This is a genomic window from Pseudomonas sp. 2822-17, assembly GCF_002742485.1.
GTDB lineage: Bacteria > Pseudomonadota > Gammaproteobacteria > Pseudomonadales > Pseudomonadaceae > Aquipseudomonas > Aquipseudomonas cyclaminis.
This window is the reverse complement of sequence record NZ_LJRZ01000086.1, coordinates 1-309: the sequence shown is the minus strand read 5'-3', so window position 1 is coordinate 309 and position 309 is coordinate 1. Positions and strand designations below refer to the sequence as shown.

The 309-nt window shown below is 28.8% G+C and carries 1 protein-coding gene; it reads right to left on the bottom strand.

The genetic code is table 11. The annotated features are described in order from the left end of the window. Positions 1–309 (bottom strand): hypothetical protein (locus AOA60_RS33220; protein ID WP_218240481.1); only part of this gene is annotated, 309 nt, incomplete at both ends.

Sequence of the window (309 nt, the reverse complement as noted above, 5' to 3'; positions counted from 1 at the left end):
TTGTATGACCTCCAGGGTGTTCAAATAATATGGTTTCGATATCTGCCTTCCTATCATTAATATCTTCAGATAGACCATATTCTCTTACAAATGGCTTAAAGTGATTTTTATAGTGAAGAACATCAAGAGTATTTTGGACATATATTATTTTATTATTAATTAACTGATTAGTGTGAGGTAATATGCTAAGACGGTGCTCATACCTTTCTATCGCTTCTTCTAGGCTTATATCATCAAAACAATATTTCAGAAATTTAGTTACATGATTATGTGAATTGTCATATTTAATTATATTTGTTTGTGGATTAA